Here is a 12,082-nt window from a genome sequence, read left to right as displayed (position 1 = left end):
GTATCGTCAGTTGATCGACGTAGCCGAAATTTGGTTGATCTAGCGGGGAAAAACGGGTTTCCAGGCAAATTGTCTGATATTTTGCATGCCTGATGTAATGCATCACCACACCGGTCGAACACCGGTTTCGAAGGCAGAGGACGAGCGCATACTGTTTGGTTGACGCCCCTGCGACATATCGTCAGATATCGTCAGATAACTTGCGAAAATTGGTCTTATGACCTATAACAATACGTTCCGGCATCTTGGGTAGCAATCGCCCCAGGCGCCACGTGGCAACTCGTGCTCGGTCGCCAGCCCACGAAACGCCATGAGCACCATCGGCGTCACGGGCGGATCGACAGCGGGATGAGAGTTTTCTTGAAGTAGGCTGCGCTGGACGAAGGGCATGTCGTGATCGAGCGCAGCAAAAAATGTGACCAAGAGGGGCGCACTATGACAACGATCGATGATGTGGCAAACCAAAAATCAGATGTGCTCATTATTGGGGCGGGCCTCTCAGGAATGAAAGCCGCGCTCGAGCTGAAGAATGCCGGGAAGCGGGTTCTGATTCTCGAGGCGCGCGACAGAATCGGAGGGCGGTCAATGCCGGGAGAGGTTGGGGGGCAAACGGTCGACTTCGGTGGGCAATGGGTCGGCGCGTCACAAAACCTGCTGCGTCAGCAGGCAATCGAACTTGACGTACCAATGTACCGTCAATATACGAGCGGTAACAGCCTTGTAAATATTGACGGCAAGGTTCATGCCTACTCGAGCACGCCGAAGCTTCCTTTTTTATCCACCTTGGAACTTGGTCTCACCTTGCACCGCTGGAAGCGCGACATGCAGACTCTTCCCGTCGGCGCGCCGTGGTTGGCAGAGAACGCGCTCGAATGGGATGCGATGTCTATCGAGGTGTGGCTCGACAAGCATGTTGATACTACCGCTGCTCGTGACTTTGCACGCCTTGTCACAAGCGCGATCACTTGCACGGAGTCCCTTCACGTCTCTTATCTGTTCTTCTTGGAATGCCTGCGACAGGGCGGTGGCCTGGAAGCGATGATGGCGGTCGAAGGCGGCGCTCAGCAGGACAAGTTCCTTGGCGGCGCCTGGCAGATCCCGAAAAGGATGGCAGAGCGTCTGGACGGGTGCATCGTGCTGAATGCGGCCGTGAGCGCTATCGAGCAAAATGCCAACGGCGTGCGCGTAACATGTGCACAAGGCGCTTTCGAAGCCTCGTACGCGATCGTCACTGCCCCTCCCCCGCTTGCATCCCGCATTCGTTTCGTACCGCCGCTGCCCGTTAAGCGCGCGGGACTTTTGCAAAGAATGCAGATGGGAGCCGTCATTAAGATGCACGTAGCCTATCCCACCCCCTTCTGGCGCCGTCACGGGCTTAATGGCTCGGTTGCCAGCGTCGGCCATCATCTTGGCTTTGTATTCGATCAGTCGCCGGAAGACGAAAGCATCGGCGTGCTGGTCGGTCTAATCGAAGGAAATCACGCACTTGAACTGAGCGGACTGAGCCAGGAAGCGCGCCGCGAGCATATCGTCGCCGATCTGGTGCATTATTTTGGTGACGAAGCGGCGGCGCCACTCGACTATGCAGACTATGACTGGACGACGGATGAATGGGCGCTCGGCGGATACGCATCCCACATGCCGCCCGGCGTGCTAACCTCATACGGGAGCAGCATTCGCGAGCCGTTCGGACGCATTCATTGGGCAGGCACTGAAACAGCGACGGAATGTATTGGCTATTTCGAAGGAGCATTAGAGTCCGGGATCCGGGCGGCCAATGAGGTAATGGATTTGTTGCGCTAGATGGCTTTGTACTTGCCCGTTGCCGACCGACCGTAAGCCGTCAATCAACGACGGCCTACCAATGGCAGGTAGAAAGTCAGATGCTAAGTGTCCCTGTGGACATTTGCAGTCAGGCCGTGATGGCAGAGAAACAGAACCTACGAAGCAGGCTGGTGATTGACCGCCGACCGGAGGTCGGCGGGAATTTGACGAAGGGGCCGAGCGGGGGCTGGTTGTGCAGCGTCAATGGTTGTATCGATGGGTCATCGAGACTGAGTCGGACCTATCCGAATGAAAGGGACTTCCCCGTCCCGAGGCTGCGGCGGAAGCTCAAGATCGTGCTGTACCCGGACATTGGGAAAACAAACTGATCATCGGCTTGAACCGGTCTGCGATCGGAACGCTGGTCGAGCGATCAAGCCGATTGACCATGCTCATCCACCAGCCTCGCGAGGAAGGCTACGGGCTGGTTCCCAGGACGAAGAATGGCCCCGCGCTGGCCGGCTATGGGGCTGTCACGATGGCCAATGCCCTCAAGAAAACCGTGACTGACCTGCCTGATTGCTTCGGGCCATTTCAATCTTGGAGAACGGCCTCGGTGAACGGCCTGACGAATCGAGGCCACGTTCTTTCGTGGTCGAATCCAGCGATTCGTCGGGATCGGGGCCTCGCCCCGATCGATACGCGGGTCACGTCAATCCCGGATAAGCCGGTTCCCGCAGTCACAACTCCCCCAGCGCGCCCGGGCGATCAACCGCAGCGCGCTTTCCCGACCGCCGCGCGCACACCAAATTTTTACGCTTGTAAAAATTTTGGCCAGAGAGAATGACGCGCTGAAACAGAAACAGAAACAGCCCGTCCGCTGCCCGTGCACGGGCTTCCGCAACCTCCTTCGGCCCACAACCCGATCGCTCACGGAAGACGAGATGCCCACGAACCAGGATGCACGCCCGACTGCCGGGTCGAACCACGGGGAATTCGCGCTGAGCGAAGTCCCGCTCGAGAAACGCACCGGCTTTCTATCGATCACGATGGTGCTGCTGAGCTTCACGTTCTTCACCGGGACGATGTTCGCCGGCGGCAAGATCGGCGTCGCCTTCGATGTCGTCAGCATGATCCAGATCGCCGTGATCGGTAACCTGCTGCTCGCCGCCTATGCGGCGTCGCTTGCGCTGATCGCCGCGCGCAGCGGCCTGAACGCGGTGCTGATGGGGCGCTTCTGCTTCGGCGAAGTCGGCAGCAAGCTGTCCGATTTCCTGCTCGGCTTCGCGGAACTCGGCTGGTACGCGTGGGGCACCGCGACGGTCGCCATCGTGCTGGTCAAGCTGCTCGGCTGGCCCGCGTCGGTGACCACGCCGTTGATGATCCTGTTCGGCTTCGGCTTCTCGATCACGGCCATCATCGGCTATCGCGGCATGGACGTGCTGTCGCGCGTGTCCGTGCCGTTGATGTTCGTGCTGCTGATGACGTCGATGTGGATCGCCACCCGCGATATCGGCGGGTGGGCCGGCCTCAAGCACGTCGTGCCGACGCATCCGATGCAGTTCTCGGCCGCGGTGACGATGGTCATCGGCACCTTCGCGAGCGGCGCCACGCAGGCGACCAACTGGACGCGCCTCGCCCGCAGCGCGCGCAGCGCCGTGTCGGCCAGCATGATCGGGTTCTTCGCGGGCAACGGCCTGATGATCGTCGCGGGCGCGTACTGCGCGATCGTCTATCAGCAGGCCGACATCGTCGAGGTGATGATGCTGCAGGGCCTGTCGATCGCGGCGGTCGTGATGCTGTGCCTGAATCTCTGGACCATCCAGGGGCCGACGATGTACAACGTGGCGGCCGCCGGCTGCCACCTGCTGCGCACCGAACGGCGCCGCACGCTCGTCCTCGTGGGCGCGGCGATCGGCATCGTGCTCGCGGTCGGCGGGATGTACGAGCTGCTGATTCCGTTCCTCGTGCTGCTCGGCTCGATCATTCCGCCCGTCGGCGGCGTGATCATGGCGGACTACTGGTACCGCCATCGCGGCACCTACCCGTCGCTTGCGACCGCCCGCCTGCCGCGCTTCAACCTGGTCGGCCTGGCCGCCTATGCGATCGGTGCGATACTCGCCTACACCTCGCCGTGGATCGCGCCGATCGTCGGCATCGCGGCGTCCGCCGCCGCGTATATCGTGCTGCTGCAGGTTGCCCGCGCGTTCTCGCGCGAGCCGTCCGTCCAGGGCGAATGATTCCGCTGCGCGCCCTTCCGGCCCCACTCGAACGACAGGAACCCACATGAAGATCATCAACGCCAGATTGCGCGGCCGTAGCGGCCTCTTCACGATCGACCTCGATGCGGACACGATCCGTGCGATCGACCTCCAGTCGTCGCCGCTGACGCCGCAAGGGAACGACGTCATCGATGCCGGCAGCAATCTCGTCATCCCGCCGCTGGTCGAGCCGCATATCCATCTCGATGCGACGCTGACCGCCGGCGAACCCGAATGGAACATGAGCGGCACGCTGTTCGAAGGCATCGAGCGATGGGGCCAGCGCAAGGCCACGATCACGCACGACGATACGAAAGCCCGCGCGCACACGACGATCGGGATGCTGCGCGACAACGGCATCCAGCACGTGCGCACGCATGTGGACGTCACCGATCCCACGCTCGCCGCGTTGAAGGCGATGGTCGAAGTCAGGGAAGAGGCACGCGATCTCATCGACCTGCAGATCGTCGCGTTTCCGCAGGAAGGCATCGAATCGTTCGACAACGGCCGCGCGTTGATGGAGCGCGCGATCGACATGGGCGCCGACGTCGTCGGCGGCATTCCGCATTTCGAGAACACGCGCGACCAGGGCGTGAGCTCCATCAAGTTCCTGATGGATCTCGCGGAGCGCAAGGGCTGCCTCGTCGACGTCCATTGCGACGAAACCGACGATCCGCAATCACGCTTCCTGGAAGTGCTCGCCGAGGAAGCGCGGGTACGCGGGATGGGCAAGCGCGTCACCGCGAGCCACACGACCGCGATGGGTTCCTACGACAACGCTTATTGCTCGAAGCTGTTCCGGCTGCTGAAGCGCTCGGAGATTCATTTCATTTCGTGTCCGACCGAAAGCATCCACCTGCAGGGGCGTTTCGACACCTACCCGAAACGGCGCGGCATCACGCGTGTGGCGGAGCTCGATCGCGCCGGCATCAACGTGTGCTTCGGGCAGGATTCGATCAAGGACCCGTGGTACCCCGTCGGCAACGGCAACATCCTGCGCATTCTCGACGTGGGCCTGCACGTGTGCCACATGCTCGGATACGAAGACCTGCAGCGGTGCCTCGATTTCGTCACCGAGCACAGCGCGAACGCGATGTCCCTCGCCGACCGGTACGGCCTCGCCGTCGGGCGGCCGGCCAATCTGCTGATCCTCGACGCCGATAGCGACTACGAAGTGATTCGCAAGCAGGCCAGGGTGCGTACGTCGCTGCGCGGCGGGAAGGTCATCATGCAGCGCGCGCCGGAACACATCACCTATCCCGAAGCGAACGCGCGTTGAGCGGACGGCGGCTCCGGCCCGACATGCCGGTGGAAGATCGAGCGATGAACCCGTCCGCGCCGACCGCAGAGCCGCCTGACCGGCCACCCGGCCGGCGGGAAGCGCTGCGCGATACCCTCGAGGCGGCCATTCTCGCCGCCGCCGAGGAGTCGTTTTCCACGTATGGATTCGAAGGGAGTTCCGTTGCGGCGATCGCGGCGGCGGCCGGCCTGTCGAAGCAGAACCTGATGTATTACTTCCCGACGAAGCTGGCGCTCTACAGACGCGTGCTGGACGACGTCCTGCGGGACTGGCTCGGCAGGATGCGGGAGTTCGCGGCGCCCGAGCGCGAGCCGGCGGAAGCGATGTCGGCCTATATCCGCGCCAAGCTCGAATTTTCCCGGAACCGCCCGCATGGATCGCGGGTGTTCGCGCTGGAGATCATCGGCGGCGCGAAGACCTACGGAAAGGAGATCCGCAAGCAACTGATCCCGGTGCTGCGGGACGACATCCGGGTGCTCGAACGCTGGATCGACGAAGGCAAGGTCCGGCAGGTCGATGCCGAGCACCTGTTCTTCCTGATCTGGGCAGCGACGCAGTCGTATGCGGATTTCGCGTCGCAGATGCTGCTGGTGCTCGGCAAGCGCGCGCTGGGGAGCGACGATTTCGACGCGGCCTATCGCACGATCTCGGACCTGGTGCTCAGGGCGCTGATCACCGAAAACGGAACGGTGGCCTGAGCGCCGCCGTTGCCGTTCGCGCACGGTAACCCGGCGCCATCGGAGGCCGCCGGGAACCGCCGGTCAGTCGTTGTGCTTGTGGTGCTTCTTTTTCTTGTGCTTGCCGCCGCGGTAGTAATCGTCGGAGCGCGAGTTGTTGCGCGACACGTGGCCGCCCAGCGCCGCCCCCGCGCCACCGCCCACGGCCGCGCCCACGAGCCCGCCGGTCGTGCCGCCCATCGCGTGGCCCGCCGCGGTGCCCGCGCCGCCGCCCAGTGCGCCGCCGACGATGGCGCCCGTGCGTTCGCGCTTGTTCGACGTCACCGCGCCGCCTGCGCCGCCGCCCACGGCCCCGCCGATGATCGCGCCCGTGCTCCCGCCGACCGCGTTACCGACCGCCGCGCCCGCGACACCGCCGAGCGCGCCGCCCAGTGCGTTGTTCGTGTCGCCCGCCACGGCAGGCGCCGAGACCGCCACCATCGCGCCGACCATCGCTGCCATTCCAGCCCATTTCTTCAGCATCTGTCTGCCCTCGCCACTTTTCGAGATATCGATGCGCGAATTTAGCACCTTTCCGGTAAACCTATCGTAATGAAGCGTTAAATCCGGCTTTCCATGACGATCTCCACGTGAGCGGACATGCGTCGTCCGGGTGTCGCCGCCGGGATTGCAATCGGCGCGGCCGCCATCGACGGGCCGCGCAACAGCGCGTCGACACACCACGACCTGCACCGCATCGCGCAGAACGCCCCGCCTGCCTTCCTGCGTCCGCGATCCTGCATTACCATCGAGCGTCCGCCGCGCCTGCCCGCTTCCGGCAAGCGGGCCTCCAGCCACCTCCCCGTTCCCGCGCCCATGCTCGCTCTCGTCATCCTCGCCGGCCTGTGGGCCGGACTGCAGAACACCCTCGCGGGCGGCGGCTCGTTCGTCACACTGCCCGCGCTGATCGTGTCGGGCATGTCGCCGCTCTCGGCAAACATCACGTCGACGGTCGCGCTGTTTCCCGCTCAGGTCACGACCGGCTGGGCGAGCCGCAACATGGTGCGCGGCGTCGGCAAGCTGTCGTTTCGGGCGATGTTCGCGATCAGCGTGGTCGGCGGCGCGCTCGGCGGGCTGCTGTTGCTGAAGACCCCTTCGTCGATCTTCTCGCGCCTCGTGCCGTGGCTCGTGCTGTTCGCGACGATCGTATTCGCGTGGGGCAGCTTCTTCCGCAAGCCGGGCGAAGGCACGGCCCATCTCGGCACCGTCCCGGCCGCGCTCTCGCAATTCATGATCGCGATCTACGGCGGCTACTTCGGCGGCGGGCTCGGCTTCCTGATGATGGCCGTGCTGACGATGGCCGGCCTGTCGCCGCGTCACGCGATGTCGACGAAGAACGCGCTCGCGGGCGTGATGAACGCATCGGCCGTCGTGCTGTTCCTGACGTCGCCGCACCTGCACTGGGGCAAGGCGCTCGCGCTCGGCGGCGGCGCGATCGTCGGCGGGCTGCTCGGCACGTGGGCGCTGCATCGCGTGAACGAACGCGTGCTGCGGATCGGGATCGTCTGCATCGGCGCATTGCTGACCATCGGATTGTTCGTCAAGCCGATCTGACACACGCACACGCTTGTCGCCGCCACGGCAATTGATGAGCAAACCGCAAGACGTCTTTCTCATATCTCGTTTGCGGTGACGGCGGTGTCCGCCCACAATCCGGGTTGCCGTCGTCATCGCCCTCTCGCGGGCACCGACCGGCACTTCGCGGCCGCCATTCCGACTCACCGCCGGCGGCCCGGCACATCGCGTCACACACGCTCCCCCGACATCGGCGCCCCCGCGGCGGCAGAACGTTGCCGCCGCTGCCCGATGCGTTCCCGGCCAACAATAACTAGAGGTAGGAGATGCAGGACAATTCTTTGAGGCAAAGCCTCAAGCAACGGCACATCACGATGATCGCGCTTGGCGGCGTGATCGGCGCAGGCCTGTTCGTCGGCTCCGGCGCCATCATCGCGACCGCCGGCCCCGCGGCGATCCTGTCGTACCTGATCGGCGGCGTGATCGTCACGCTCGTCATGTTCATGCTCGGCGAAATGGCGTCCCGCAATCCCGACAGCGGCTCGTTCTCCACCTACGCGAGCAGCTATCTCGGCGAATGGGCCGGCTTCGCGGTCGGCTGGCTGTACTGGTTCAAGTCGATGATGACGATCACCGTCGAGGCGATCCTGCTCGGCGCGATCCTCAACGATTTCCTGCCGTGGCTGCCCGTGTGGGCCGGCGCGCTGTTCATGCTCGTGACGCTGATCGCGAGCAACGCGTACTCGGTGCGCTCGTTCGGCGAAGCGGAATACTGGCTGTCGTTCGCGAAGGTCGCGACGATCATCGTGTTCATGGCGCTCGGCGCATCGATCCTGCTCGGCTTCCAGCCGCGCATTCCGGCGCCCGGGCTCGTGAACCTCACGGATCACGGCGGCTTCATGCCGAACGGCATTTCGCCCGTGCTTGCCGGCGTGATGGTCGTGATCTTCTCGCTCGGCGGCAGCGAAATCGCGGCCGTGGCGGCGGGCGAATCCGAGAACCCGGGCAAGAACGTGATCCGCGCGATCAAGAGCGTGATCGTGCGCGTGATGGTGTTCTACGTCGGCTCGGTGTCGATCCTGATCCTGTGCATGCCGTGGACGGACAAGGCCAACCTGAAATCGCCGTACGTGTCGCTGTTCGGCATGGCGGGCTTCACGGGCGCGGCCGTCGCGATGAAGATCGTGCTGTTCGTGTCGTTCATGTCGGTGATGAACTCGTTCCTGTTCTCGAACTCGCGCATGCTGTTCTCGCTCAGCCAGCGCGGTCACGCGCCCGCGATGGTCGGCCGTACCAACGCGAAAGGCGTGCCGATGAACGCGCTCGTGCTGTGCCTCGCGATCTGCGTGTCGATCCTCGGCGTTCACTTCGTGAGCGGCGGCGACCTGTTCCTGATGCTCGCGAAAAGCAGCGGCGCGTTCGTGATGATCGTGTGGATCTTCATCATCGTCGCGCACTTCGCGATGCGCCGGCAGACGAAGCACGAGCGACGCGACCCGACGGCGTTCCGCGCGTGGTTCTATCCGGTGTCGAACTGGGTCGCGCTGCTGGCGCTGGTCGCCGTGCTCGGCTCGCAGGCATTCAACCCGGATTCGCGCTTCCAGTTCTGGTTCACGGTATCGACGGCGCTCGCGATCGTCGCGGCGTATTTCCTGCGCCGCAAGCCGGCCCAACTCGGCGAAACGGCCGGCGCGAAACTGCGCTGACCGTTGCCAGCGGCGGGCGGCGCGCTGGCCGGCGCCGCTCGGCCAATCCGTTGCTCAACCGCCTGGCTTCTCGGCCGCTCGGCCGCTCAGTTTTTCAGCCGCTCGGCCGCGCAAGTGCCTGGCGGCTTAGCCGAACGGCCGCACGCCGATCAGCCAGCCGTGCAGGAACAGCACGAAGACGGCCCAGACGACGAGCCCGGCCACGATCGCCACGACGTCGCCCGACAGCCTGCCCGCCGGATAACGAACGCCTTCGCGGCGGTCACGCGCGCGCCACACGACGAAATCGACGAGCGACCAGACGAAGAAGGCGCCGAACAGCACGACGGCGTGCAGCGTGCCGTTCGCGAGCAGGTGCGCGATCGCCCAGACCGCCACGCCGGCCACCATCGGATGGCCGACGAGCGTCTTGATACGGTTGCCGGGCACGTAGGAGGCGGCGATCAGCACGAATGCGATCGCGGTCAGCATGCCGGTGAGGTGGCGCACACCGACCGGCGACACCCACAGCAGCGTCGCGCCCTGGCGCGCGATGCCGTAACCCCAGACGATCAGCACGAAGCCGACGATCGATGCGATCGCATAGGGGCCCTTCCAGCCTTTCTCGCCGATTCGCTCGATCGTCGCCGACCGCCAGCCGTCCGCGACGATCCGGATCGAGTGCACACCGAGGAAGATCGCTAAACCGAGAATCAGGACGAGCATCGGTTGTCTCCGTCTGGAATGATGGGTGGGGAAGCGTCCCGCGCGGCATACGATGCGCCGTTCGTTGGAGCCGGCGGCGAGGCCGGCGCGGGTCGCGCCAGTCACGGGTGCAACCCGCGCCGATCATAAACGCCGGGGCCGCCGTTGTGAAGCACGGGGGATGTGCGGTGCGGCAAGCCGCATGACCTTACGCACCTGCGCGGGCGCACCGCCTGGCACCCGTCATGCGCCGCGCATCGCGCGAATCGCCCCGACACGTTCGAGATCGAAAGAAAGGAAAGCGAAATTCGCGAAGGTGTCGCTTCGCTCGACCGGCGTCAGGTTTGCTTGCGCTTCGCCGGTGGTTTAGTTGCTGGTTTCGTTGCTGGTTTCGCTGTCGGTTTCGCTGTCGGTTTCGCTGCCGGTTTCGCTGCCGGTTTCGCTGCCGGTTTCGCTGCCGGTTTCGCTGCCGGTTTCGCTGCCGGTTTCGCTGCCGGTTTCGCCGCCGGTTTCGCTGTCGCCTTTGCCGCTGGCTTGGTCACCGGTTTCGTTGCCCGCTTCACTGCCGGCTTTGCCGCAGACTTCTCCACCGGCTTCGGCTTCGCCGTCGCTTTCGCCACCCGCTTCACCACCGGTTCCGCCTCCGGCACCGGCTTCGCCGCCGCCCTCGTCTTTCGCTTCGGCGGCCCCGCCAGCAGCGCCGCGCGATACGCGCTGCGGCACCAGTCGAACAGCGCACCCGCATCCTCGAGCACGTCGGCCGGTGTTTCGTAGTAGCCCTCGAGCGCGACGGTACGCGTGGGCCTCGCATACGAGAACGGCCCCATCCCCGCCGCGACGAACGCCGGACGGTTCACGTCGTCGACACGCAGGAACAGCGACCCGCGCGACATGAAGCCGAACATCACGCCATCGAGCCGCATCGCCGCCCCGCTGAAGAACCGCGCGACCTCGACCTTGCCGAGCGGCGCGAGCTGATACGCGATCTCCTCGCCGTGTGCCTTCTCCGACTGCCAGCTCATGCACGCTCCGTACAACGCTGCGTCCACGCGTCGAGCGCCGCGTCGTCGAAGCCGACCGCCGCCGCGCTTTCGCGAATCTGCCGCCACGTCGCGCGGTCGACCGGAATGCCGCCGGCCCCGCGCGCCGCGCGGCTCGCCTCTTCCGGCTCGCCGGGCACCTGTACCGGCGCGTCACCGGCCGGCGGCGACGCCTTGGCCCATGCGACGAACGCATCGGCTTCACGCTCCGCATCGGCCGCATCGAATGCCTTCGGGTCGATCAGCACCGACAGCATCTCGTTGACGATCGCGCTCGTCTTCTGCAGCGTGTCGCCGTAGGTCGTATGCCCGCCGACGAGCGCACCGCCGAAAATCTCGCACATCGCCGCCAGCGCATAACCCTTGTGCAGCCCGAACGGCAGCAGCGCGCCGAACGGCTGCTCGTGCATCACGGCCGGATCGTCGGTCGGCTGGCCGCGATGGTCGATCAGCGACCCGGCCGGCACGCGCTTGCCCTGGTTGTACGCGACGCGCGTCTTGCCGTACGCGATCGCGCTCGTCGCGAAATCGAGCAGCAGCGGCGGCCTGCCCGCACGCGGATACGCGGCGCAGAACGGGTTCGTGCCGAAGCGCGGATCGGTGCCGTGCAGCGGCGCGACCAGCAGGTCGCCCGGCACGTTGACGAAATGGAACGACACGAGCCCCGCGCGCGCGCACTGCTCGGCCCAGTGCCCGATGCGGCCGAGATGATGCACGTCGCGCAGCCCGATCGCGCAGATGCCCATGCGCCGCGCACGCTCGATCCCTTCGACCATCGCCTCGAACGCGATCACCTGGCCGAAGCCGCGCCCGCCGTCGATCGTCAGCACCGCGCCGCCGTCGCGGACGATCGACGCGTGCCCGTTCAGCTGCAACTGCCCTTCCCGCCACGACGCGACGTAGTTCGGGATCATCCCGATCCCGTGCGAATCGTGGCCCGCGAGATTCGCGCCGACCAGGTGATCGGCGACGAGCCGTGCCTCCCGCTCGTCGCTGCCGGCCCGTTCCCAGAGTGCCGCGACGAATGCATGCAGCGGTTCGGCGCGCATGCGCAGCGGTTGGGTATCGGGCGTCGGCAAGGCGGTCATCGGCAAGG

10 protein-coding genes and 2 pseudogenes are annotated in these 12,082 nt (G+C 65.1%); 7 read left to right on the top strand and 5 right to left on the bottom strand.

The window, feature by feature from the left end; translation table 11 throughout:
• The first annotated feature begins 435 nt into the window (after positions 1–435).
• The 5 genes and pseudogenes from PQB87_RS21900 (at position 436) to PQB87_RS21880 (ending at position 6,023) form a co-directional block, all read left to right on the top strand.
• On the top strand, positions 436–1,803 hold the full coding sequence (locus PQB87_RS21900; protein ID WP_111939364.1) for a flavin monoamine oxidase family protein: 1,368 nt from the start codon (positions 436–438) through the stop codon (positions 1,801–1,803).
• A gap of 301 nt (positions 1,804–2,104) precedes the next feature.
• Positions 2,105–2,230, top strand: a pseudogene (locus PQB87_RS21895) (IS30 family transposase); the annotation flags it as partial.
• A gap of 478 nt (positions 2,231–2,708) precedes the next feature.
• Positions 2,709–4,004, top strand: coding sequence for a cytosine permease (gene codB / locus PQB87_RS21890; RefSeq protein ID WP_059650142.1), 1,296 nt, complete (start codon positions 2,709–2,711; stop codon positions 4,002–4,004).
• Positions 4,005–4,050: 46 nt separating this feature from the next.
• The gene (codA, locus tag PQB87_RS21885) at positions 4,051–5,304 is read left to right on the top strand and encodes a cytosine deaminase (RefSeq protein WP_489243785.1); all 1,254 of its coding nucleotides are present in this window, start codon (positions 4,051–4,053) and stop codon (positions 5,302–5,304) included.
• A gap of 44 nt (positions 5,305–5,348) precedes the next feature.
• On the top strand, positions 5,349–6,023 hold the full coding sequence (locus PQB87_RS21880; RefSeq protein ID WP_111939420.1) for a TetR family transcriptional regulator C-terminal domain-containing protein: 675 nt from the start codon (positions 5,349–5,351) through the stop codon (positions 6,021–6,023).
• Positions 6,024–6,086: 63 nt separating this feature from the next.
• Here PQB87_RS21880 and PQB87_RS21875 read toward each other — a convergent pair whose 3' ends face one another.
• Positions 6,087–6,524 carry a hypothetical protein gene (locus PQB87_RS21875; RefSeq protein WP_111939362.1) on the bottom strand — a complete coding sequence of 146 codons (438 nt, stop codon included), beginning with the start codon at positions 6,522–6,524 and terminating at the stop codon, positions 6,087–6,089.
• 333 nt (positions 6,525–6,857) lie between these two features.
• Between PQB87_RS21875 and PQB87_RS21870 the strand changes: the two genes are divergently transcribed.
• Positions 6,858–7,595 carry a sulfite exporter TauE/SafE family protein gene (locus PQB87_RS21870; protein ID WP_059686758.1) on the top strand — a complete coding sequence of 246 codons (738 nt, stop codon included), beginning with the start codon at positions 6,858–6,860 and terminating at the stop codon, positions 7,593–7,595.
• Positions 7,596–7,882: 287 nt separating this feature from the next.
• Positions 7,883–9,262, top strand: coding sequence for an amino acid permease (locus tag PQB87_RS21865; protein WP_489243783.1), 1,380 nt, complete (start codon positions 7,883–7,885; stop codon positions 9,260–9,262).
• Positions 9,263–9,388: 126 nt separating this feature from the next.
• Here the strand turns inward: PQB87_RS21865 and PQB87_RS21860 are convergent, their stop codons facing one another.
• The 4 genes and pseudogenes from PQB87_RS21860 to PQB87_RS21845 form a co-directional block, all read right to left on the bottom strand.
• Positions 9,389–9,967 (bottom strand): NnrU family protein, encoded by a 579-nt coding sequence (locus PQB87_RS21860; protein WP_059686762.1) that lies wholly within the window; start codon positions 9,965–9,967, stop codon positions 9,389–9,391.
• Positions 9,968–10,312: 345 nt separating this feature from the next.
• On the bottom strand, positions 10,313–10,669 hold the full coding sequence (locus PQB87_RS21855; protein ID WP_489244341.1) for a hypothetical protein: 357 nt from the start codon (positions 10,667–10,669) through the stop codon (positions 10,313–10,315).
• 35 nt (positions 10,670–10,704) lie between these two features.
• Positions 10,705–10,869, bottom strand: a pseudogene (locus PQB87_RS21850) (TfoX/Sxy family protein); the annotation flags it as partial.
• A gap of 95 nt (positions 10,870–10,964) precedes the next feature.
• The gene (locus tag PQB87_RS21845; RefSeq protein WP_489243782.1) at positions 10,965–12,074 is read right to left on the bottom strand and encodes a malate/lactate/ureidoglycolate dehydrogenase; all 1,110 of its coding nucleotides are present in this window, start codon (positions 12,072–12,074) and stop codon (positions 10,965–10,967) included.
• Positions 12,075–12,082: the final 8 nt, after the last annotated feature.

This window comes from Burkholderia sp. KL41 (assembly GCF_057005415.2).
Note: the sequence above shows the minus strand (reverse complement) of the source record. Positions and strands in the feature narration are given on the sequence as shown.

Excerpts from the sequence above, each read along its gene's own strand:
- PQB87_RS21845 (WP_489243782.1), bottom strand. The coding sequence starts at position 12,074 with ATGACCGCCTTGCCGACGCCCGATACCCAACCGCTGCGCATGCGCGCC.
- PQB87_RS21860 (WP_059686762.1), bottom strand. The coding sequence starts at position 9,967 with ATGCTCGTCCTGATTCTCGGTTTAGCGATCTTCCTCGGTGTGCACTCG.
- PQB87_RS21875 (WP_111939362.1), bottom strand. The coding sequence starts at position 6,524 with ATGCTGAAGAAATGGGCTGGAATGGCAGCGATGGTCGGCGCGATGGTG.
- PQB87_RS21870 (WP_059686758.1), top strand. The coding sequence starts at position 6,858 with ATGCTCGCTCTCGTCATCCTCGCCGGCCTGTGGGCCGGACTGCAGAAC.
- PQB87_RS21900 (WP_111939364.1), top strand. The coding sequence starts at position 436 with ATGACAACGATCGATGATGTGGCAAACCAAAAATCAGATGTGCTCATT.
- codB (WP_059650142.1), top strand. The coding sequence starts at position 2,709 with ATGCCCACGAACCAGGATGCACGCCCGACTGCCGGGTCGAACCACGGG.
- codA (WP_489243785.1), top strand. The coding sequence starts at position 4,051 with ATGAAGATCATCAACGCCAGATTGCGCGGCCGTAGCGGCCTCTTCACG.
- PQB87_RS21880 (WP_111939420.1), top strand. The coding sequence starts at position 5,349 with ATGAACCCGTCCGCGCCGACCGCAGAGCCGCCTGACCGGCCACCCGGC.
- PQB87_RS21865 (WP_489243783.1), top strand. The coding sequence starts at position 7,883 with ATGCAGGACAATTCTTTGAGGCAAAGCCTCAAGCAACGGCACATCACG.